General features: G+C 73.3%; 13 protein-coding genes. 7 read left to right on the top strand and 6 right to left on the bottom strand.

Going from position 1 to position 20,878, the window contains the following annotated elements; translation table 11 throughout:
- The first annotated feature begins 94 nt into the window (after nucleotides 1-94).
- Complete coding sequence (gene pcrA, locus IF04_RS0111370; protein ID WP_030254267.1) at nucleotides 95-2,563, top strand: DNA helicase PcrA; 2,469 nt, start codon at nucleotides 95-97, stop codon at nucleotides 2,561-2,563.
- Between the two features lie 73 nt (nucleotides 2,564-2,636).
- Here pcrA and IF04_RS0111365 read toward each other — a convergent pair whose 3' ends face one another.
- Both IF04_RS0111365 and IF04_RS39670 read right to left on the bottom strand, forming a co-directional pair.
- Entirely contained in the window at nucleotides 2,637-4,217 is a 1,581-nt protein-coding gene (locus IF04_RS0111365; RefSeq protein ID WP_030254264.1) for a peptidoglycan DD-metalloendopeptidase family protein, read from the bottom strand.
- Nucleotides 4,218-4,426: 209 nt separating this feature from the next.
- Complete coding sequence (locus tag IF04_RS39670) at nucleotides 4,427-5,614, bottom strand: alpha/beta hydrolase (protein ID WP_245654369.1); 1,188 nt, start codon at nucleotides 5,612-5,614, stop codon at nucleotides 4,427-4,429.
- A gap of 540 nt (nucleotides 5,615-6,154) precedes the next feature.
- Here IF04_RS39670 and icmB point away from each other — a divergent pair.
- Nucleotides 6,155-6,565, top strand: a complete 411-nt coding sequence (gene icmB / locus IF04_RS0111355; RefSeq protein WP_030254259.1) for a coenzyme B12-dependent isobutyryl CoA mutase small subunit — start codon at nucleotides 6,155-6,157, stop codon at nucleotides 6,563-6,565.
- Between the two features lie 119 nt (nucleotides 6,566-6,684).
- Here icmB and IF04_RS0111350 read toward each other — a convergent pair whose 3' ends face one another.
- Together IF04_RS0111350 and IF04_RS0111345 are read right to left on the bottom strand one after the other, a co-directional pair.
- Entirely contained in the window at nucleotides 6,685-8,460 is a 1,776-nt protein-coding gene (locus IF04_RS0111350) for a DUF5691 domain-containing protein (protein WP_051831117.1), read from the bottom strand.
- A gap of 117 nt (nucleotides 8,461-8,577) precedes the next feature.
- Nucleotides 8,578-10,041 (bottom strand): SWIM zinc finger family protein, encoded by a 1,464-nt coding sequence (locus tag IF04_RS0111345; RefSeq protein ID WP_030254255.1) that lies wholly within the window; start codon nucleotides 10,039-10,041, stop codon nucleotides 8,578-8,580.
- 174 nt (nucleotides 10,042-10,215) lie between these two features.
- Between IF04_RS0111345 and IF04_RS0111340 the strand changes: the two genes are divergently transcribed.
- From IF04_RS0111340 to IF04_RS38665, 5 genes are all read left to right on the top strand, one after another.
- Nucleotides 10,216-11,361: an ATP-binding protein gene (locus tag IF04_RS0111340; protein ID WP_030254253.1), complete on the top strand. Its 1,146-nt coding sequence runs from the start codon at nucleotides 10,216-10,218 to the stop codon at nucleotides 11,359-11,361.
- Complete coding sequence (locus IF04_RS0111335; protein WP_078600171.1) at nucleotides 11,358-13,928, top strand: DUF5682 family protein; 2,571 nt, start codon at nucleotides 11,358-11,360, stop codon at nucleotides 13,926-13,928. Before IF04_RS0111340 ends, IF04_RS0111335 begins: the two co-directional genes overlap by 4 nt.
- A gap of 32 nt (nucleotides 13,929-13,960) precedes the next feature.
- Nucleotides 13,961-15,196 (top strand): VWA domain-containing protein, encoded by a 1,236-nt coding sequence (locus IF04_RS0111330; protein ID WP_051831114.1) that lies wholly within the window; start codon nucleotides 13,961-13,963, stop codon nucleotides 15,194-15,196.
- A 320-nt stretch (nucleotides 15,197-15,516) separates the two neighbouring features.
- Complete coding sequence (locus IF04_RS0111325; protein WP_157847639.1) at nucleotides 15,517-16,401, top strand: hypothetical protein; 885 nt, start codon at nucleotides 15,517-15,519, stop codon at nucleotides 16,399-16,401.
- Between the two features lie 159 nt (nucleotides 16,402-16,560).
- The gene (locus IF04_RS38665) at nucleotides 16,561-17,955 is read left to right on the top strand and encodes a hypothetical protein (protein WP_051831113.1); all 1,395 of its coding nucleotides are present in this window, start codon (nucleotides 16,561-16,563) and stop codon (nucleotides 17,953-17,955) included.
- Nucleotides 17,956-18,169: 214 nt separating this feature from the next.
- Here the strand turns inward: IF04_RS38665 and IF04_RS0111315 are convergent, their stop codons facing one another.
- Together IF04_RS0111315 and IF04_RS0111310 are read right to left on the bottom strand one after the other, a co-directional pair.
- Nucleotides 18,170-19,102 (bottom strand): peptidoglycan-binding protein, encoded by a 933-nt coding sequence (locus IF04_RS0111315; RefSeq protein ID WP_030254242.1) that lies wholly within the window; start codon nucleotides 19,100-19,102, stop codon nucleotides 18,170-18,172.
- A gap of 124 nt (nucleotides 19,103-19,226) precedes the next feature.
- Complete coding sequence (locus IF04_RS0111310; protein ID WP_030254240.1) at nucleotides 19,227-20,858, bottom strand: DUF6519 domain-containing protein; 1,632 nt, start codon at nucleotides 20,856-20,858, stop codon at nucleotides 19,227-19,229.
- Nucleotides 20,859-20,878 lie beyond the last annotated feature (20 nt).

Raw genomic sequence — 20,878 nt, 5'->3', positions numbered from 1 at the left:
AAGCGGTGCCGTACCCTCCGCGTCCGCTCCCGCAGCCGCGGAATTCCGCGGCCGGGACCGCGTTGTCAGTGGGGCGGCCTAGACTCGGTGGGCGATGAGCAGCCTCTTTGACGACAGCTTCCTGGCGGACCTCGATCCCAAGGACGAGGAGCCGCCGCCTCCCGAGGACGAGGACCGTCCGGCAGCGGAGGAGGTGCCGCACGACCTCTTCGGCGGCCGCTTCGACGCCCCCGTGCAGCGGGACGCGTACTACCGCGACGGCGCCGCCCGCCCCGCGGTGGACCCGGCCGCGCTCCTGGAGGGGCTGAACGACCAGCAGAAGGCCGCCGTCGTGCACAGCGGCGGCGCGCTGCTCATCGTCGCCGGCGCCGGCTCCGGCAAGACCCGCGTCCTCACGCACCGCATCGCGCATCTGCTCGGCGCGCGCGGCGTCCACCCCGGCCAGATCCTCGCGATCACGTTCACGAACAAGGCCGCGGGCGAGATGAAGGAGCGCGTCGAGGACCTGGTGGGCCCGCGCGCCAACGCCATGTGGGTGTCGACATTCCACAGCGCCTGCGTGCGCATCCTGCGCCGCGAGTCCAAGAAGCTGGGCTTCACGTCGTCGTTCTCGATCTACGACGCCGCCGACTCCAAGCGCCTGATGGCCCTGGTCTGCCGCGACCTGGACCTCGACCCCAAGCGCTTCCCGCCCAAGTCCTTCAGCGCCAAGGTCTCCAACCTCAAGAACGAGCTCATCGACGAGGAGACCTTCGCGGGCACGGCGGCCGACGGCTTCGAGAAGACGCTGGCCGAGGCGTACACGATGTACCAGGCACGGCTGCGCGAGGCCAACGCCCTGGACTTCGACGACATCATCATGACGACGGTGAACCTGCTCCAGGCATTCCCGGACGTCGCGGACCACTACCGCCGCCGCTTCCGGTACGTCCTGGTCGACGAGTACCAGGACACCAACCACGCCCAGTACACCCTCGTGCGCGAGCTGGTCGGCCCCGGGACGCCCGAGGTGCCCGCCGCCGAGCTGTGCGTCGTGGGCGACGCCGACCAGTCGATCTACGCCTTCCGCGGCGCCACGATCCGGAACATCCTCCAGTTCGAGGAGGACTACCCGGACGCGACCACGATCCTGCTGGAGCAGAACTACCGCTCCACGCAGACGATCCTCTCGGCCGCCAACGCCGTGATCGAGCGCAACGAGAACCGCCGCCCCAAGAACCTCTGGACGGACGCCGGCACGGGCCCGAAGATCACCGGCTATGTCGCCGACACCGAGCACGACGAGGCGCAGTTCGTCGCCGACGAGATCGACCGGCTGACGGACGCCGGCGACACCCGGGCCGGCGACGTCGCGATCTTCTACCGTACGAACGCCCAGTCCCGTGTCTTCGAGGAAGTCTTCATCCGGGTCGGGCTGCCGTACAAGGTCGTCGGCGGCGTGCGCTTCTACGAGCGCAAGGAGGTCCGGGACGTCCTCGCGTACCTGCGCGTGCTGGCCAACCCCGAGGACGCCGTCCCGCTCCGCCGCATCATGAACGTGCCGAAGCGCGGCATCGGCGACCGCGCCGAAGCCATGATCGAAGCGCTCGCGCTGCGCGAGAAGATCACCTTCCCGCAGGCGCTGCGCCGCGTCGACGAGGCGTACGGCATGGCGGCGCGCTCCGCGAACGCCGTCAAGCGCTTCAATGCGCTCATGGAGGAGCTGCGGACCATCGTGGAGTCCGGTGCCGGGCCCGCGACCGTCCTGGAGGCCGTCCTGGAGCGTACGGGCTATCTGGCCGAGCTCCAGGCGTCCACGGACCCGCAGGACGAGACCCGCATCGAGAACCTCCAGGAACTGGCCGCGGTCGCCCTCGAATTCGAGCAGGACCGTGACGAGGACAACCCAGGTACGCTCTCCGACTTCCTGGAGCAGGTCGCCCTGGTCGCCGACTCCGACCAGATCCCCGACGAGGACGAGGAGGGCACGGGCGTCATCACGCTCATGACCCTGCACACCGCGAAGGGCCTGGAGTTCCCGACCGTCTTCCTGACCGGCATGGAGGACGGCGTCTTCCCGCACATGCGCGCGCTCGGCCAGACCAAGGAGCTGGAGGAGGAGCGGCGGCTGGCGTACGTCGGCATCACGCGCGCCCAGGAGCGCCTGTACCTCACCCGCTCCACGATGCGCAGCGCCTGGGGCCAGCCTCAGTACAACCCGCAGTCCCGCTTCCTGGAGGAGATCCCGGACGAGTACGTCGAGTGGAAGCGGACCGGCCCCGCGACGCCGTCCGCGTCCATGGGCGGGCTGTCCTCCGGCCTGTCCGGCGGCGGCTTCGGGGCCTCGTCGTCCGTCTCCTCCTCGCGGAGCAAAGCGGGGCCGAGCGGCTTCGCGACCCGGCGGGCGAAGGACCGCCCGGTGGGCGCGCTGGCGATCGGCGACCGCGTCACGCACGACAGCTTCGGGCTGGGCACGGTCGTCGGCGTCAAGGGCAGCGGCGACAACGCCGAGGCCACGATCGACTTCGGCGGCGAGAAGCCGAAGCGGCTGCTGCTGCGGTACGCGCCGGTGGAGAAGCTGTAGTCGTACGCACGAGTGGTACGCACGGAAGGCGGCCCGGACCCCCAGGGGGCGGGCCGCCTTCGTGCGCTGTTGCTCAGTTCGGGTTGATGCCGTGGGAGCGCAGCCAGGGCAGCGGGTCTATCGCGTCGCCGCCGTCGGGGTGCACCTCGAAGTGGAGGTGCGGGCCGGTGGAGTTGCCCGAATTGCCGGAGTACCCGATGACGTCTCCGGCCTTGACCGTGCCCGAGCGGATCTTGGCGCTGCTGAGGTGGCAGTACCAGGTCTCGGTGCCGTCCGGCGCGGTGACCTCGATCATGTTGCCGTAGGCGGGGTTCCACTTGGTCACGACGGTGCCGTCGGTGGCGGCCATGACCGGTGTGCCGTAACTGACCGGGAAGTCGATGCCGGAGTGCAGTGACATCCAGTTGACGCCGGCCTGCCCGAAGAGCGCGCTCAGCCCGTGCTGCTTGACCGGCAGCGCGAACTTCGGCCGCAGCGCCTCCTTGCGCGCCGCCTCCTCCGCCCGCCGCTTCTTCTCGGCGGCCTCCCGGGCCTGCAGGTCGAGACGTTCCTGCGTACGACTGGCACGGTCGGCGAAGTCGTTGGCGTCCGCGCTCAGGTTGGAGAGCTGGGAGTCCAGCTTGTTGTTCGCGGCCGACGGCTTCACCGCCGAGGCCTCCGAAGCGGCCTGTACGGCGGTGTCCTCGTCCTTGTCGGTCGCACCGGAGACGGAGGCGGCGGCCACGGCGCACACGCCCATGGCGGCCACGGAGGGCACGGCGACGGTCAGCAGCGCGGACTTCTTCGGCGTCCGCCGCCGGCCCCGGCCGCTGTTCCCCTGCGCTTCCCGCCGGGCCCGACGGCCACCGGGAGCGGCTTCGGGCGCCGCTTCGGGGGAGAGGGTGGGGGCGGGGATGATCGCGGTGGCTGCGGAGTGCAGATCCTCGTCGGCCGCGTCGCCGGTTCCGGCTTCGGGGTCGACCAGCTCGTCGACGGTGAAGACGGCGGTGGACTCGGCAGCGGCCTCGTACTGACCGGCAACGGCCTCGTACTGACCGGTGTCGAAGTGACCGGTCCCGTACTGGGTCGCTTCGAACTGGCCCGTTTCGAATTGGCCTGTTTCGAACTGGCCCGTTTCGAACTGGGCGTCCTGGGGGGCGGCCTCGTAGCCTTCGGCAGCCGGCCAGGCGCCGCCGACCGTGTCGTAGGAACCGGTGTCGTACGTCCCGGTGTCGTACGCACCGCTCACGTCGTACGTGCCGGTGTCGTACGCGGCGTTCACGTCGCTCACGTCGTACGTGCCCGTGGCGTCGTACGACGGGTAGGCATACGGGTCGTACGCACCGGTCTCGTACCCCGTGGCATACGTACCAGTGTCGTACGTCCCGCCGCCGTAGGTCACCGTGTCGTAGGCACCGGTGTCGTAGGCGGTCGCTCCGTAGGCGTCGTACGCACCGCTCACGTCATAGGTGCCGGTGTCGAAGGTGCCGGTGTCGTACGTACCGGCGGCATACGCACCGGTGTCGTACGTGCCGGTGGTGTACCCGTCGTACGCGGTGTAACCGAGCTGGGCGTCCTGCTGTCCGTGCTGCTCGTAACCGGGATGGGACCCGTACGAGGAGTCAGCAGCAGAGCCGGTCGGGTCTTGGTTCCCCGACGGGTGACGGTCGTTCACCACCAACTTCTCTTTCGCCTCGGCAGCAGGAGAATTAGCGGCGACTGTACCCGGCGGTATGCGACGGCGACAATCTTCCGTAGGTTTCGGGCCCTTCCAGACCGGGCATTTGGCCGTCTTTCGGAGGACGCCCGGCATGTTCTTGGCGCCACGTTCGATGAATGTTCGACATCGATTGGCGTAGCCGTCGTGATCGGAGGGCGCTGTGGTCAGGCGACGGACGCCTGGTCGGACGCGATCCCGCCCGCCGCGCTGCCGGGATTCTCCGACTGGGCCGGATTCGTCGGGTCCGCCGAGGCCAGCGCCTCGCGGATGCCTGCCGCGACCGTGCCGTTGACCGGAAAAGCCAGATGTCCGACACCGGAGACATGGATGTTCCGGCTCCGCAGATCGGCATGATTGATCTGTGCCGTCTCGGTCGGAACCATCATCTGATCGAGATCGCTCCAGAAGCAGACGAAAGACGTCCGGCAATTCGGCGCGGGCCGGGCCAACTCCTTGATCACGTCGGAATCCGGCCGCATCTGGCGCACGAGCGGATGCGCGGGCAGCAGCGCGGCGAGCCGGGTGCCGCCGTGCGGGGTGCCGAGCGTGACCAGCGTCCGGATCCGGGCGTCCCCGCCCAGCCGCTGCACGTAGTACCGCGCGATCAGGCCGCCGAGGCTGTGCCCCACCAGGTCGATGCGTCGGTGACCGGTGCGCTCGCAGACGTCCTCCACATGCCGGCCGAGCAGCTCAGCGGCCTTGCGTATGTCGCACGTGAGAGGGGAGTAGTTGAGCGCCTCGAGGTGCCGCCAGCCGTGCCGGCGCAGCGAGCGGCGCAGCAGTACGAAGACGGAACGGTTGTCGATGAAGCCGTGCAGCAGGAGCACCGGCGGATGCGACCGGCCTTCGGTCGGCAGCATGGCGGGCGCGGGCAGCGACTCAGTCGCGGCCTGCGACCAGGCGTTGGATCTGCTGGCGCCCGTCCCGGTGCGTGCACCGGCGTGCGCCCCCGTTTTCGTCCCGGCGCTCTTCGTCCCGGCCGCGGCCGTGGGCGCTTTGGCCGTGGCGGTTTTCGGTCCGGACTTCGTACATGCGGATGGCGACCGTCCGGCATCGCGTACCGCCTCGGCGGCCGAGTCCGTGGTCGGGTCGGCGGGTGTGCCTCCGGTCTTGTCGGTGGGCGGGCCCCCGGCCGAGTCCGCGGCTGCGCTCGCGCGGGCTGCCGCCGCCGCGGCCTGCTCCTGCGAGACGCCCATGGGGTACAGCAGGAGGTGCCCGGCGAGCACCGCCAGCTCCCAGACCGTGACGCGCAGCATGGCGGCGGAGGGGCGGATCAGACAGCAGAGAAAGGGCAGGGCCTTCATCGGCCGACCTCCGAACGGCACGCGGAGGACGCCTCTGTCCCCCGTCATGCCCTCATGGGGAGCCGTTGGGTGCGTACACGGCCCCCGTGCACCGTGCTCGCCGATGACGATGAGGTACCGGCGCGGACCGCCGACGGGTGTCACCCGACGCGGGTCCCGCGGCTGCTGCGGCTGCCATACGTGCCGACCGTGCTGTCCGTTTCGTCTCTCGCGGCCGGCCTGTCCGTATGTGACGCGGTACCTCTTCCCCGCACACCGTGCGTGTGCATGGGGGCCTGTACGTACCCGGAATGCGCACTGCCGTGCCGCGCGGCTACGGCGCGGCGGTGCGGCTGTTTGCTGCGGCTCCCTGCGCCGCCCCGCAGACGCCCCCGCCGCCTTGCGGCGGCGGAGGAGATGCGGCGTACGGCGCGTAGCGAACGTGTCCCACGTGTGATTTCCCCCTCCCTCCATGTCGCGAAACGGCTCCGTACGCGATGCTGGGGATAACGTTCGTTCACGCTGGCGGCTGCCCAGGCGGCCGCATATTCGGTTGTCGGCTCGACGGCGCTGGTCAAGGTCGGTGCCGCGCTTGGCTTGGAGGCAGTGATGGGTGTGACCGGTCCGATCCGTGTGGTGGTGGCCAAGCCGGGGCTCGACGGCCACGACCGTGGTGCCAAGGTCATCGCGCGGGCCCTGCGGGACGCGGGCATGGAGGTCATCTACACCGGGCTCCACCAGACCCCGGAGCAGATCGTCGACACCGCGATCCAGGAGGACGCCGACGCGATCGGCCTCTCGATCCTCTCGGGGGCGCACAACACTCTCTTCGCGAAGGTGATCGAACTGCTCAAGGAACGCGACGCGGAGGACATCAAGGTCTTCGGCGGCGGCATCATCCCCGAGGCCGACATCGCGCCGCTCAAGGAGCAGGGTGTCGCCGAAATCTTCACCCCGGGCGCCACGACGGCCTCCATCGTCGAGTGGGTGAACGCCAACGTCCGCCAGCTGACGGCCTGAGCGAGCGTCTGCTCGCGTCGGCTCCGTCTCCGGCCCCGGCCCCGGCTCGGGCGCGGGCGCGGGGCACCCCCGCGCCCGAGCGCCCACCCGCGCCCCCTTCCAGGGGGCTGTCCGGGGGCTCACGGCCCCGCTCCGGCGTGCCCGGAGCCTGCCCCGGCGTGCGGGGCGTCCCTCTCGGCGTGCGGGGCGTCCCCCTCGGTGTGCCGGGCGTCCCCCTCGGTCAGTTCGGCGTGCATCGTGGCGCGGAGCCGGAGGGTGCCGACCAGGCGCTGGAAGGCTTCGGACCAGTAGCCGTCCGCGCCGGGCGAGCCGTCCTCCGGCTCGCCGCCCTGTGCCGTGAGCATGTCGAGCCGGTCCGCCGCGGCCGGATCCAGACACCGTTCGGCCAGCCCCATCACCCCGCTGAAGCTCCACGGATAGCTGCCGGCGTCCCGCGCGATGTCCAGCGCGTCGACCACCGCCCGGCCGAGCGGCTCGGCCCACGGCACGGCGCACACCCCGAGCAGCCGGAACGCGTCCGACAGCCCGTGCGACGCGACGAACTCCGCCACCCACGCCGCGCGTTCCCCCTCGGGCAGCACCCCCAGCAGCTTCGCCGCGTCCCGCGACGACCCGGCCTCCCCGGACGCCCCGGCTTCCCCGTACGTCCCGGTTCCTCCACCGGAAGCGGCGCTGCTCGATATCCCGTTGGCGGCTGCGGTCGGGGTGCCCAGGAGCGCCCGCGCCCAGGCGGCGTTCCGCTGGCGCACCGCCGCCCGGCACCAGGCGTCGTGCACCTCCGTGCGCCGCCCGTCCGCCACCGGCAGCGCGACGATCTCCTCCGGGGTGCGGTGCCCCAGTAGCCCCGACCACACCCCGAGCGGCGTCGCTTCGAGCAACTGGCTCATCCACCACGCCCGTTCGCCCCGCCCGGCCGGGGCCTTGGCCACCACGCCGTCCCGCTCCATCCCTGCATCGCACGCCCGCGGCGGCGTCACGACGAGGACCGGGCCCGTGGCCGGCCGCTCGCTGTCCGTGCCGTTGTCCTCGGCCGGGTCGTCGAGCCGGAGGCAGGCCGTGGCGCGGTCGGCCATGCGGGACGCCAGGGCGGACTCCGGCAGGGCGGAGAGCAGTTCGGCAGCTGTCGCCCGGACGTTCCGGCTGCGGTCGGACAGCGCCTTCTCCAGGAACGGCTCGTCGGCCGGCGACAGCCCTTCGCGGAGCGAGTCCAGGAACATCAGCCGGTCCTCGGCCCGTTCGGTGGACCACGTGCCCGCGAGCAGCGCCAGGCCAGCCGCCGGATCGAGGCGGCGGGTCGCCGACAGCAGCGCGACCCGCTCGGCGAACAGGCCCTCTTCCCAGAGGCGTTGGCTCGCCGCGTGGTCCCGCCGAGCCGGCAGCGCCGCCGCGCCGCCGATCCCGCGCAGCGCGAACTTCCAGTCGTCGTTCAGTCGCGCCAGCCACAGCGCCCGCGGCCCGGCCAGCGCGAGCGCGGCCGGCCGCAGGTCCGTACGGGCCCGGGCCGCGTCCAGCAGGGCCGGCAGCAGCGCGGCGGGCGCGCGGTACCCCCGCTCCCCGGCTGTCGCGAGCCACTGCGGCAGCAGCTCCGTCAGGTCGGGGGCCGCGCCGCGCCGGCTGCCCGCGTGCCCGCCCCGGTCGGCCAGCAGCAGCGCGAGCCTGCGCCGCGCCGCGTCCGGCAGCTCGGGACGCGGGTCCGGCGGGGCGACGGCCGGCCGCTCCGCGGCGGGCGCGGGGCGCAGTCCCGCCCGCCGCCGTACCGTGCTCACCGCGGCCGCGTCCAGCAGCGCGGCCGCGGGCTCCCGCCCCGCACGCACCGGCACCGGTGCGGCCCGCCGCTCCGTCCCGAGCAGCGCGGCACTCACCAGCTCCCCCCAAGAAGCCACGCTCCCACTCACGGCTCCCCTCCCCTCTCGTCGGCCGTTCGGACCAGTTCTCAGTGCTCAGTTCTCAGTTCTCGGTGCTCAGTTCTCACAGGGCCCCCGGTGCCGTGTCACAGCGCCATCGATGCCCTCTCACAGCGCCACCGGTGCCGGATCCCACGTCGTCAGCGGGACGAAGCCCCGGTGGCCGCACTCACCGAACACGGTGAGGGGGCCGCCACCGGATATCGCGGCGAGCTGCCACAGGCCCGTACCGCCCTCGCAGCGCGGGTCCACGGGCAGCGCGGACTCGCCGTCGGCGTCGGCCAGTTGCCACCCCGTGCCCGGCCGTCCCGGAGTGGGCGGCCGGCCCGGTATCGGTACGACGTCGGCCAGTACGACCGGCCAGGAGTCCAGCCACGGATCGTCGCGCAGCGCGTCGCCGTACGCGGCGAGCGCGGCGTCCGCGCCGCACCCGGCCGGTACGCCCCCGGGAGCGGCCGGTGCGTACCGCTCGCCCACGGTGACGCGCAGCGGGCGGGCGCCCGGGTAGTACGTCAGGTCGGCGTCCAGGACGAGCCCCGGCGGCAGGGCGAGATCGTGCGCCCGCCCGGGGCCCGCGAAGGAGAGGTGCAGCGCCATCCGGCCCGTCCGCTCGCCCCGCATCCATATGCGCCGCGTGGTCAGCTTGCCCTGTGGGCCTTCCTCGCGGTCCTGCTGGGCCAGCACCAGCCAGCGGTCCCGCACCGTCCGCTCCGCGGAACTCTCCCCGGAGCCGTCCCCAGTGCCGTTCGCGTCCGTCGGCAGGCCCACTCGCGAGCGGACCGTGGCCGCCAGCGGCTCCGGAAGCCGCTCGATACCAAGGAGCCCCTCGTCGAGAAGGTGGAGCAGCGCGCATTCCTCCAGCAGCCGGGACGGCCAGTCGGCACCCGATCCGGGGATGGACCCCAACTCCCGTACCCGCGCCGCCAGTCCGGGTGCCTGGGCGTCCACCATGCGGGCCGCCGTCTCGTCCCAACTTCCGTATCCCGCCCGGTCCGCCGCGGCCAGCCCGGACCGCAGCAGGTCGGCGAGGCGCCGCTCCAGCTCCTCCGCCCCCGCGCCGACCCGCTGCGCCCGGCGCTCCGCCCGCCGCCGCGCGGCCTCCGGATCGGCGAGCCCCTTGCTGCCCTTGTCCTTGCCCCCGTCCTTGTCCCCCTTGCCCGGCCGGTCCTCGCGGTGCTCGCGCCGCCCGGACAGCCACTCGGCGACCCACTGCGGCGGCTCGCCGCCCGTCACCACACCCCCGTTATCCCCGCCATCCCCCTCGGAGCCGTCCTCGCCCGCCCACAGCAACAGCAGCCCCAGCGCGTGCTTGCACGGGAACTTCCGGCTCGGGCAGCTGCACTTGAAGGCAGGGCCCGTCGTGTCCACCATCGCGCGGTACGGAGTGCTCCCGCTCCCTTTGCACACTCCCCATACCGCTCCGTCGCCCGCGCCCGCCTCCGACCACGGGCCGGGCGTCGCGAGCTTGCCGCCGGCCTTGCGCGACGCCGCGTCGGGCGCCATCGCAAGTACCTGCTCGGTCGTCCAGCGTTCCCCCTGCGCTCGGGGGTTCGGGGTTTTCTCCCCGTCCATTCCCAGCATGTCGAAAACGCTAGACCCCGCCACTGACAATCGCTCTGACCAGCAGGTTTGTCACGGCGAGGCCGATTGTCAGTGGCATGGTGCAGTCTGGAATCCGCAAGCGGCCCGCGAGTTGCGGGGTGCGGGCCGTGCGGCCTGGGACAAGGGGGAGTCATGGATTGCGCGATGGCGGAGAACGGCGCGGGGAGCGGCCGGGGGACGGCGGCGGAAGCCGGGCGGCAGGACGGCGAGGCGGTGGCGCTGCGGCCGCATGCGGAAGATGCATTCGCAAAGGAGCTGGCCGCGCTGGCGGCCGCGGACGACCGGCCGAGGCCCGAGCGCTGGCGGCTCTCGCCGTGGGCGGTGGCGACGTATCTGCTCGGCGGCACGCTCGCCGACGGCACGGTCATCACGCCCAAGTACGTCGGCCCGCGCCGCATCGTCGAGGTTGCGGTCACCACCCTCGCGACCGACCGCGCGCTGCTGCTCCTCGGCGTGCCCGGCACGGCCAAGACCTGGGTGTCGGAGCACCTGGCCGCGGCGGTCAGCGGCGACTCCACGCTGCTGGTCCAGGGCACGGCCGGCACGCCGGAGGAGGCGATCCGGTACGGCTGGAACTACGCGCGGCTGCTCGCGCACGGCCCCAGCCGGGACGCGCTGGTGCCCAGCCCCGTCATGCGCGCGATGGCGGAGGGCATGACCGCGCGGGTCGAGGAGCTGACGCGCATCCCGGCGGACGTCCAGGACACGCTCATCACGATCCTGTCGGAGAAGACGCTGCCCATACCGGAGTTGGGCCAGGAGGTGCAGGCGGTCCGCGGCTTCAACCTCATCGCCACCGCCAACGACCGCGACCGCGGGGTCAACGAGCTGTCCAGCGCGCTGCGCCGCCGCTTCAACACGGTCGTACTGCCGCTGCCGGCCACCCCGGACGAGGAGGTCGACATCGTCACACGGCGCGTCGAGCAGATCGGCCGCTCGCTGGACCTGCCGCCGGCGCCTGACGGCATGGACGAGATCCGCCGGGTCGTGACGGTCTTCCGCGAGCTGCGGGACGGGCTGACGACGGACGGGCGTACGAAGCTCAAGTCGCCCTCCGGGACGCTGTCCACGGCCGAGGCGATCTCCGTGGTCACCAACGGGCTGGCATTGGCGACCCACTTCGGGGACGGCGTGCTGCGGCCGTCGGACGTGGCGGCGGGCATCCAGGGCGCGGTGGTCCGGGACCCGGCGGCCGATCGCGTCGTCTGGCAGGAGTACCTGGAGTCGGTGGTCCGCGAGCGCGACGGCTGGAAGGACTTCTACCGCGCCTGCCGGGAGGTGAGCGCATGACGGAGCGCGACGAGGGGGAGCACGGTAGGGCGCGCGACGCGGGGGAGCGGCGGGCGGTCGGGCCGTGGCTGCTCGGGGTGCGGCATCACGGGCCCGGGTCGGCCCGCGCGGTCGGGGCGGCGCTGGCGCAGTACGAGCCGAAGGCGCTGCTCATCGAGGGGCCGCCGGAGGCGGACGCGCTGGTGGCGCTGGCCGCGGACGAGGAGATGCGGCCGCCGGTCGCGCTGCTCGCGCATGTGACGGACGACCCGGGGCGCGCCGCGTTCTGGCCGATGGCGGAGTTCTCACCGGAGTGGGTGGCCCTCCGGTGGGCGCTGCGGCGCGGCGTCCCGGTGCGCTTCATCGACCTTCCGGCGGCGCATTCCCTCGCGGGGGCGGAGCCGGAGGAGCCGTCGCTCGCGGCCCCGGACCCGGGCCCGGAGGAGCCATCGCTCGCGTCCCCGGGCCCGGAGGCGGGGACGGGGCCGGAGCCCGGGCCGGCGGCGGGTGACGCACGCGTCGATCCCATCGGGGTACTGGCCGAGGCCGCCGGGTACGACGACGCGGAGCGCTGGTGGGAGGACGTGGTCGAGCACCGCGGTACGGCCGCGTCCGGTGACGCGCTCGCCCCCTTCGCAGCACTGGCCGAGGCGATGGGCGCACTCCGGGAGGAGGGCCAGGGGGGCCAGGATGGCCAGGAGGGCGTCGAGGGTGGGGCCTCCCGGGACGCCGTGCGCGAGGCGCACATGCGGTTGCGGTTGCGCGAGGCGCGGCGGGAGTTCGGGGACGACATCGCGGTCGTCTGCGGGGCGTGGCACGTACCGGCGCTCGCCCGCCGGACGACCGTCACCGCCGACCGCGCCCTCCTCAAGGGCCTCCCGAAGGCGAAGGTGTCGGTCACCTGGGTGCCTTGGACCCACCGCAGGCTGTCCCGGAAGAGCGGTTACGGGGCGGGGATCGCCTCGCCGGGCTGGTACGGCCACCTCTTCAGCAGCCCCGACCGTCCCATAGAGCGCTGGCTGACGAAGGTCGCGGGGCTGCTCCGGGAGGAGGACTACGCCGTCTCCACCGCCCACGTCATCGAGGCGGTGCGGCTCGCCGAGTCGCTCGTGGCGATGCGCGGCCGCCCGCTCGCCGGTCTCACCGAGACCGAGGACGCGGTGCGCGCCGTGCTGAGCGAAGGCTCCGACGTGCCCGCCTCGCTGATCCACGACCGACTGGTGGTCGGTGACGTGCTCGGCGAGGTGCCACAGGCCGCGCCCGCCGTGCCGCTCCAGCGGGACATCGCGCGGCTCCAGCGCACCCTGCGCCTCAAGCCGGAGGCGAAGGAGCGCGAACTGGAGCTGGACCTGCGCAAGGAGACCGACGCCGCGCGCAGCCGGCTGCTGCACCGGCTGCGGCTGCTGGACATCCCGTGGGGCGCGCCGGCCCACTCCCGTTCGAGCACGGGCACGTTCCGGGAGACCTGGCGGCTGCGCTGGGAGCCGGAGCTGTCGGTGCGGGTGGCGGAGGCGGGGATCTGGGGGACGACCGTGCTCGCCGCGGCCACGGCACGGGCGGCATCGGACGCGGCGGACGCGAGCGCGCTCGCAGAGGTCACGGCACTGGCCGAACGCTGCCTGCTCGCCGAACTGCCGGATGCGCTGCCGGTGGTGATGCGGGTCCTGGCCGACCGGGCGGCGCTCGACGCCGACGTCGGCCACCTCGCCCAGGCGCTGCCCGCGCTGGTGCGGTCGGTGCGGTACGGCGATGTGCGCGGCACGGACGCGGCGGCGCTGCGCGAGGTCGCGGTCGGCCTGGCCGAGCGGGTCTTCGTGGGCCTGCCGCCGGCCTGCGCCTCCCTGGACGCGGAGGGCGCGGCGGAGATGCGGACGCACCTCGATGCGACGCAGCAGGCCGTGGGGTTGCTGTGCAGCGCGGAGGGGGACGGCGCGCCCGAGGGCGACGCCGGGCCGTCGGGTGACGCGCCGTCGGGACTGCGCGAGCGCTGGACCGCGGTGCTGCGCGTGCTGGCGGAGCGGGAGGCGATACCGGGGCTGATACGGGGGCGCGCGGCGCGGATTCTCGTCGACGACGGCCGGCTGGAGGACGGCGGTACGAGGGAGGACGGCGGTACTCGCGGGGACGGCGGGGCGGCTCGGCTCATGGGGCTGGCGCTTTCGCCGGGCGTGCCGCCCGCCGACGCCGCGGCCTGGATCGAGGGGTTCGTCGGGGGCGGGGCCGGGGGAATGCTGCTGGTCCATGACGAGCGGCTGCTGGCGCTGGTGGACGGCTGGCTGACGCGGGTGCCGGGGGAGGCGTTCACGGACGTTCTGCCGCTGCTGCGACGGACGTTCTCGCAGTACGAGCCGGGAGTGCGGCGCACGCTCGGTGAGCTGGTGCGGCGTGGACCGGTGGTCGCCGGGGTGCCTGGCGGCGGTACGGCGGTCCTCGGCCGCGGTGCCGCGGGCGGCGACGAGGAGGCGGTGGCCCCCGGCTTCGGCCCAGGCCTGGACCGAGACCGCGCCGCGGCCGTACTGCCGACCTTGCACGCCCTGTTGGGCGAGGGAGCCGACGGCAAGGACACATCCACGGGGGAGATGCGATGACTGCGGAGCCGGTAGCGACGGGGCAGGTAGCGATGGGTCCGGTGGCAACGGAAGCGGAGGCCGAGACCGGTGCTCAGGTCGAAGAGCGCATGCGGCGCTGGCGGTTGGTGCTGGGCGGGGGAGACGGTGACGGGACCGGGTGCGAACTGCGCGGGCGAGACGCGGCGATGGATGGCGCGCTCGGGGCGCTGTACGGCGGCGGTCCCGGCGCAGGCCCCGGCACCGGGAGTGCCGGAGGGCCCGGAGGGCGGGGCGGCAGGAAGGACGGCGCGTCCCGGTCCGGAGGACTCGGTGGGTCCGCGCCCGTCGTGGCCAGGTGGCTCGGTGACATCCGCCGGTACTTCCCGACCCCCGTCGTCCAGGTGATGCAGCGGGACGCGATCGACCGGCTGGGCCTGTCCGCGTTGCTGCTGGAGCCGGAGATGCTCGAGGCCGTGGAGGCCGACGTGCACCTGGTCGGCACGCTGCTCTCGCTGCACAAGGCCATGCCCGAGACGACGAAGGAGACCGCACGGACGGTCGTGCGCAAGGTCGTCGAGGACCTGGAGAAGCGGCTGGCGAGCCGGACGCGGGCCACGCTGAGCGGCGCGCTGGACCGCTCGGCGCGGATCAGCCGGCCCCGGCACCGCGACATCGACTGGGACCGCACGATCCGCGCGAACCTCAAGAACTACCTCCCCGAGTACGGCACGGTCGTGCCCGAGCGGCTGATCGGATACGGACGGGCGGCACAGTCCGTCAAGAAGGAGGTCATCCTCTGCATCGACCAGTCCGGTTCGATGGCGGCGTCCGTCGTGTACGCCTCGGTGTTCGGGGCCGTGCTCGCGTCCATGCGTTCCCTCGCCACCCGCCTGGTCGTCTTCGACACCTCGGTCGTCGACCTCACCGATCAGATCGACGACCCGGTCGACGTGCTCTTCGGTACGCAGTTGGGCGGTGGCACGGACATCAACCGGGCGCTGGCGTACTGCCAGTCGCGGATCACCCGTCCCGCCGAGACGGTCGTCGTGCTGATCAGCGACCTGTACGAGGGCGGGATACGGAACGAGATGCTGAAGCGGGTGGCGGCGATGAAGGCGTCCGGCGTGCAGTTCGTGACGCTGCTGGCGCTGTCGGACGAGGGGGCGCCCGCGTACGACCGGGAGCACGCGGCGGCTCTCGGAGCGCTGGGGGCACCGGCGTTCGCGTGTACGCCGGATCTTTTCCCGGAGGTGATGGCGGCCGCGCTGGAGAAGCGGCCGCTGCCGATACCGGACCCGACGGGCTGACGCCGACCCACGTCCGCGGCGCCACTCCCGGACGTCCGCCGAGCCGCCCTCCGGCGGAGTGTTCGCAGGTCGTACAGCTTTCCGTCAGCCATCCGCCACCTCCGATACCGGACATGACGGAGTAACAGTGACAGGTGGCACAGGGGACTTGCGCGGCACATAGCTGCTCATGCAAGGATCTGCGCATCGCTCGATCACCCGCGACGTGCTGTGTGATGCGGGGTGCCCTGAGTACCTCGCTCCCGGACGCCGTCCGTACGGGAAGGTCCCCCTTGTCTGTTGTGCTCGCTCTGCCTGTCGCTGTGCGCCTGCCGCGCACCGTGGCTGTGCGGCGTGCGCTGCTGAGTGGGCTCTTCCTGATCGGCTTCGTCGTCCTCGCCGTTGTCTTCGGCGGCGGTACGGCACATGCGGCGGACGCCGGTTCCGCCACGGACACCGGCTTCGAGTCCGCCACGGCGAGTTCCGCATCCGGTATGCCCGGCACCTCCACCTCGCCTGCCGACTCGGCCACCTCCGAGCCCGACGCCAACCCCGGGACGACCGACGGCGATTCGCCGTTCGACGGTTCCGGTGCGGCGCTGGAGCGGGAGGCCGCGGAGCGTGAGGCAGGGGCCGCGCAGCAGGCCGGCGCCCGGCTGTCCGACGGCGCGCAGGCGACCGGGGAGCGGCTGGGCAAGGCCGTACACCCGCTCGCGGACCGTCTGCGGCCCGTCACCGACCCGGTCACCGCTCCGGTGGACCAGGTCGTGCGGGGCGTACAGCACGCGACCGGGCTCCCGATCCGGCTGGCCGGCGACGGCGCGGGCCAGGGCCGGGATGGTGAGCAGCCGCAGCGCGGTGACGCGCGGGACAGCGGCCGGCAGCACGTGGCCGTACCCCATCACTGCGGGGACCGCACCGACGGCGACCCGTCGACGGCTCCGGTGGACAGCACCGGCGGCCCGGACCGTACGGCGGCGCAGGCCGCGGCCGACGGCGACGGTGACGCACCCGGCCAGGGCGGACTGCCCGGCCAGCTTCCGCAGGGCCCGGTTGCACCGGCCCCGCATCTCACCGGCGACGGCAACGGCCCCCGAGGCGGGGACCAGCACGCCGTGCTGCCGGGCACGGACCCGCGCTTCGGGCTGGTGCCCGGTGGCGTACGGGTCGCGAGCGGCGCGCCGACGCGCGAGCGCAGCACCGACATCCTCGAATTCCCGGGCTAGGGCAGACCTCCCGCCGGATCCCCACGTACACACGCGCCCTCGCCGACGCACGGCGAGCGCAGGGATCCGACGGCCGTCAGCACCCCTAGACCTGCCGCGCGGGGGCGGGACAGGTCTGCCCGTCACATCTTCCTGGAATTCGAAGGGCTCATCGCCATCATGCGCAACAACATCCGCCGTTCCATCTTCGTCGCCGCTGCCGCCACCGGTCTGTTCGCCCTGGGCACCGCGGGGGCCGGCGCCGCCGAGCTGCCCGTCGACGCCCCTGACACCGGTGCCCTCACCGGCACCGTCCAGCAGAAGCTGCCCGCCGGCGAGCTGACCGGCACGGTCGAGGAGACCGCGGGCCAGGCGACCGGCACCGTCGAGAACACCGTGGGCAGCGCGGCCGACAAGGTGACCGGCGTGCTCGGCGGCGACGTGCACACCATGGACGGCCTGCCCACCGGCCGCGTCGGCGACGCGACCGGCACGCTGAACGACGTGCAGAAGAAGGCCGACCTGAACAAGGTCGCCAAGACGGCGAAGAAGACGGGCAAGGCCACCAAGGTCGCGGGCAAGGCCACCAAGACCGTCAAGGGCGCCGCGAAGCAGCTCCCGCAGGTCCAGCAGGTCGGCAACGGCCGTCTGCCGGCCGTCCCGTTCCTGCCGGTCCCGGGCGTGCCCGCCCTCGACCTCCGCAGCCTCCCGGTCGAGGCCCCCGCCGCCGAGCTCCCCACCGAGCTGCCCGCCGACCTCCCGGTCGAGGCCCCCGCCGCCCAGCTCCCCAACGCTGAGCTGCCCACCCAGCTCCCCAACGCCGAGCTGCCCGCCGACCTCCCGGTCCAGGCCCCCGCCGCCCAGCTCCCCGCCGACCTCCCGGTCCACGCCCCCAACGCTGAGCTGCCCACCCAGCTCCCCAACACCCCCAACCTGCCCGACGCCTCCGCCGCCGCTGACCGTGTCACCTCGCTCGCCGGTACCGACCTGCGTCCCGGCACGCTGACCAACCCGGCGCAGGGTGCCCTGGCCACCGCCCGTCCGGTCGTCGACCAGACCGCCGCCGACGTGCTGCCGCCCGTCGCGCAGCGCGCCGTCGGCAAGGTCGTGCCGGTCGCCCAGAACGCGGTGGGCGGCGTGGGCCTGCTCGCCGGTGACGCGGCCGGCCAGGCCACCCCGTTCGCGCAGGGCGTCGCCGCCGACGCCCAGCTGTTCGCCGAGGGCGCGGCCGCCGACGCCGTGCCGTTCGCGCAGGGCACGGTCGCCGACGCGCAGGGCTTCGCCCAGGGCACCGCCACCACCGCCATCCCCTTCGCCCAGGGCGCGGCCGCTGACGCGGTGCCGTTCGCGCAGGGTGTGGCCGCCGACGCGCAGCCCTTCGCGCAGGGTGTCGCGACCGACGCCGTGCCGTTCTCGCAGGGTCTGGCCACCACCGTGGCCGCCCACGGCCAGGAGACCGCGGGCAACGCCGCCGCCGGTGTGCAGCGCATCATCCCCGTCGACGTCGCGCAGGGTGACCTGACCAGCCCCGCCAACATCCCGGCGCTGCCGGTCCTGCCGGCGCTGGCGGGCTGAACCCCGGACTCCCGGGCCGGCGCCCGGGTGCCCACCGGCCGGCGTTATGGGGACGCCGCCCGCACGGCCCCCGGTAGCCGCGACCAGCAGTAAGCAACACGTACCAAAAAGCCGCTGGACGGCCCTCTTTGGGGAGGGGGCCGTCCAGCGGCTTTTCCGCTGCGGGGAGCCGCAGTCGATCAACCGGTCAACCGGCCAACCGGCTAATTGGCTCTCAGGACTTCGGCACTCTCAGCCGCTCCCAGCTCACCTTCCCCGGAATCCCGTCCGCGTCCTTGCCCCCGAAGCCGAGCTTGCGCTGCCACGCCGCGTAGGACTTGCGGTCGGCTTCGGTCCAGTACGGTCCGGGCCCGTCCTCGTAGTGCGAGCAGCCCTCCGCGACCAGGCGCTTGCCCATCGCCGTGATGATCGGGCTGTGCGCGCCGGCCTGGAAGAAGCCGCCGCCGGGGAAGCGTTCGTACCGGGTGCCGGGCCGCGGCCGCTCCGGTGCGGGCCTCTCGGGCGCCGGCTTCTCGTCCGTGCCGCCGCCCCCGCCACCGCCGTTCCCGCTCGGCTTGCCCGCGAGCCGCTTCTTGATCCGGTCTCGCATCCCGTTCATCGTGAAGCCGCGCGGGTCCGTCTTGCCCGGCTGCCACTCCTTGTGGCCGATGACGGATTTCTCGGTCCAGCCGTGCGCCCGGCAGATCGCCGCCGACACCTTCTCGATGGCGACCTTCTGTTCCTCGGGCCAGGGGTCGTCGCCGTCGCCGAGGTTGATGCACTCGAAGCCGTAGAAGTGGCGGTTGCCGTCGGTGTTGGCCGCGTTGTCGTGCGGCAGCTTCGACTCGTTGACCACCGCGCGCAGGACGTCGGAGTCGCCGAGCCCGGCGTGGTTGGCGCGGCCGTTGCCGACCAGCCAGACCTCGCCCTTCTTGTCGATGACGCCGTGGCACAGCGGTCCCGGCAGCCCGGAGCGGCCCTCGTAGCAGAGGTTGACGGAGCTCTCGGTGCCCTTGGTGACGGTGTGGTGGATCATCACGCCGTTCAACGGGCCCCACGGGCCCTTGCTGTTCCTGTTGTGCCGGCGCCAGTTGCGGACTTCGTGGACGGTCAGGCCCTCCTTGCGCAGGACCTCCACCAGGCGCGACGCGCTCAGCGGCTCGGCCATCGTTGTGCTCCTTCCTCGACCCGGCCCGGGCGGGCCGGTCCCCCGGTCGGCGGCGCGCGGAATCATCCGCGCGCCGCCTTGTACGTACGTGGTGGCGCGATCCCCGTGGCGCCACCCGCCGGTGTCACTCCTCCGTCAGCGACTCCGCCTCCGCCGTCGTCTGCGAGCGCAGCGCCGCGCCGTGCGCCGGGCCGGCGGAGGCCACGTCGGCGGGCTCGTTCTCGGCCTCCGCCGCGGCGTCGGCGGCCCGCGCCTCTTCCTCGGCGGCCAGTTCCTCGTCGCTGGCCGCGGCGATCTCCCCGGCCAGCGGCTTGAACGCCAGTCGCAGGTCGGACACGGTCTTCTCGCCCATCACCCAGCCCAGCGGCGCGTAGTGCACCTGCGGCCCGAGCGGTCCCTGGAGGAGCGGGCGGCGCGCCGCATCCGTCGGCCACTCGACGCTGCCGGTGGCCGTTCGGGCCGGTACCAGCCAGAAGTCGCCGCTGCGGTAGGTGCTGCCGGCCGCGAAGTACACCTCGACGCCGTCCTCCAGCGGCAGCCACGCGCCTTCCTCGACGCGCACCGCACCGTTCTTCAGCCGCCCGGCCGTGCCCTTCTTCGTCGCGCGCTCCTGCGCCCGGCCGCCCTCGCGGTGGTCCCAGCGGCGCAGGTACGGGTGGAGTTCAGGCCGCCGCCCGACACCCTGCGCGGGCTCGTCGGAGAGCCGTACCCGGCGGCCCGGCAGGTCCAGTTCCTCGACCCGCAGCAGCGGATGGGCGTCGAGCCGCGAGGCGACCGCGGAGTCCATGAACTCCACGTAGTCGCCGACGTCCAGGTCCAGCTTGTCGTCGTTGCCCAGCGTGGCCAGCTCGACCCAGGTGCCGTCCAGGCCGTCGACCGGGAAGGTCACCGAGCCGTTCTCGCGGGACCACTTGAAGGTGGCGTCCTTGGCGGCGCCGCCCTCGTGGATCTCGATCCGGTAGAGCTGGTTCTCCGGGCCGCGGTAGCGGGCGTCCGGCTTGACCAGGCACGGGTCGTCGTCGGCGTGGTCCGGGCGCTCGCTGCGCACGGCGAGCCGCGCGGTCGCCTTCCGCTGCTCGGCGACCCACTTGCGGAACGCCTCGCGGACCGGGGCCTTCTTCGTCTCGTCGCCGTCGATGTCCAGCTCGCCGCCGGGCAGCGGCAGCACCTGCCAGACGACCTTGAGGCGGGCCGCGGTGTCCGGCAGCGCCGCGCCGAGCGCGACCTCGCGCAGCGCCGGGTCCTCGGCCGCGGTGACCGAGCGCTCCCAGACCTTGAGGTAGGCCAGGTACGGGAACTGGGTGGGCAGCCGGTCCTCGGGGCGCTCGGCGTCGCGGTACGCGTCGGGCTGGTCCCAGTACGTCCAGGTGGCGGGCGGCTCGGCGGCCGCGCCCTCGCCGTCCTTGGCGCCCTTCTCCTCGTCCTTGGCATCGGCCTCGGCCGGGTCCGGGACGGGGACGCCCGGCTGCGGCCGGTACGCCTCGACCAGGATGCCGTCGACGTAGTACCGGCCGGGGCTGATCGACAGGTCGTCCAGCTCGCGGCTGCCGCCGGTCATGTCGATCTTGAAGCCGGCGTCACCGGCCGGGCCGCCGTGCTGGCCTATCAGGTCGGTGGCGGTCACCCGGGCCTGGTAGAGCTGGATCGCTGTCTGCTCGTTGGCGTCCGCGTCGAGCTGGACGCGGCCCTGCTGGGCGAGGACGGCGGAGTAGTGGGCCTGCGGCCGGAAGGTGATGCGGGAGAGATCTGCGTGCATCGGAAGGGTTCCCCCTCGGA

Origin of the sequence: Streptomyces violens (genome assembly GCF_000717745.1) — a bacterium.
GTDB lineage: Bacteria > Actinomycetota > Actinomycetes > Streptomycetales > Streptomycetaceae > Streptomyces > Streptomyces violens.
Note: the sequence above shows the minus strand (reverse complement) of the source record. Positions and strands in the feature narration are given on the sequence as shown.

What these genes read in the sequence shown, in the direction of transcription:
- pcrA (WP_030254267.1), top strand. Translation starts at nt 95, where the DNA reads ATGAGCAGCCTCTTTGACGACAGCTTCCTGGCGGACCTCGATCCCAAG.
- IF04_RS39670 (WP_245654369.1), bottom strand. Translation starts at nt 5,614, where the DNA reads ATGACGGGGGACAGAGGCGTCCTCCGCGTGCCGTTCGGAGGTCGGCCG.
- icmB (WP_030254259.1), top strand. Translation starts at nt 6,155, where the DNA reads ATGGGTGTGACCGGTCCGATCCGTGTGGTGGTGGCCAAGCCGGGGCTC.
- IF04_RS0111345 (WP_030254255.1), bottom strand. Translation starts at nt 10,041, where the DNA reads ATGGACGGGGAGAAAACCCCGAACCCCCGAGCGCAGGGGGAACGCTGG.
- IF04_RS0111340 (WP_030254253.1), top strand. Translation starts at nt 10,216, where the DNA reads ATGGCGGAGAACGGCGCGGGGAGCGGCCGGGGGACGGCGGCGGAAGCC.
- IF04_RS0111335 (WP_078600171.1), top strand. Translation starts at nt 11,358, where the DNA reads ATGACGGAGCGCGACGAGGGGGAGCACGGTAGGGCGCGCGACGCGGGG.
- IF04_RS0111330 (WP_051831114.1), top strand. Translation starts at nt 13,961, where the DNA reads ATGGGTCCGGTGGCAACGGAAGCGGAGGCCGAGACCGGTGCTCAGGTC.
- IF04_RS38665 (WP_051831113.1), top strand. Translation starts at nt 16,561, where the DNA reads ATGCGCAACAACATCCGCCGTTCCATCTTCGTCGCCGCTGCCGCCACC.
- IF04_RS0111315 (WP_030254242.1), bottom strand. Translation starts at nt 19,102, where the DNA reads ATGGCCGAGCCGCTGAGCGCGTCGCGCCTGGTGGAGGTCCTGCGCAAG.
- IF04_RS0111310 (WP_030254240.1), bottom strand. Translation starts at nt 20,858, where the DNA reads ATGCACGCAGATCTCTCCCGCATCACCTTCCGGCCGCAGGCCCACTAC.